The organism is Arhodomonas sp. KWT, assembly GCF_010993615.1.
Genome location: NZ_WNXE01000748.1, coordinates 1 through 817 on the forward strand (window position 1 = coordinate 1; position 817 = coordinate 817).

General features: G+C 71.4%; 1 protein-coding gene. It reads left to right on the plus strand.

Features of this window, described 5'->3' with window-relative positions:
- Positions 1-809, plus strand: an 809-nt coding sequence (gene rlmD / locus G7A99_RS22150) for a 23S rRNA (uracil(1939)-C(5))-methyltransferase RlmD (protein ID WP_163144153.1), incomplete at its 5' end; no start/stop codon positions are given.
- Positions 810-817: the final 8 nt, after the last annotated feature.

The window sequence follows — 817 nt, forward strand, 5'->3', positions numbered from 1 at the left end:
CGGACCGCCTCGGCGAGCTCTCGGAGCTGATCGGCGGGCTGTCGATACGCGCGCGCCTGGCGCAGATCGAGGTGGCCCTGGGCGACGAGGTCGGCGGCCTGGTGTTCCGCAATCTGGAGCCGCTGAGCGAGGCCGACCGCGCCGCGCTGGTCGCCTTCGGCCAGCGCACCGGGCTGTACGTCTACGAGCAGCCCGGCAACGAGTCCACCATCGCGCCGCTGTGGCCCGGGGACCCCGTGCTCAGCTACGAGCTGCCCGAGTTCGGCGTGAACCTGCGCTTCGAGCCCAGCGACTTCACCCAGGTCAACGGCGACATGAATCGCCGGATGGTCAGCCGCGCCATCGAGCTGCTGGACCCGGCGCCTGAGCACCGCGTGCTCGATCTCTTCTGTGGGCTTGGCAACTTCACCCTGCCGCTGGCGCGGCGTGCCGCGCACGTCATCGGCGTCGAGGGCGCGGAGCCGCTGGTGGTGCGTGGCCGCGAGAACGCCGAGCGCAACGGCATCGACAATGTCTCGTTCCACGCCGCCGACCTTACCGCCGACGTCACCGGCCGGCCGTGGCTCGGCGACGGCGTCGACCGCGTGCTGCTCGATCCGCCGCGCTCCGGCGCTGCGGAGGTGCTGCCGAACGTGGCGCGGCTGCGCCCGGGGCGTATCGTCTATGTCTCCTGCGGCCCGGCGACGCTGGCGCGGGACGCGGGCATCCTGGTCAACGAGTATGGCTATCGCCTGAGTGCTGCCGGGGTCATGGACATGTTCCCGCACACGGCGCACGTCGAGAGCATCGCCGTGTTCGATCGCGACTGACGCCGTGG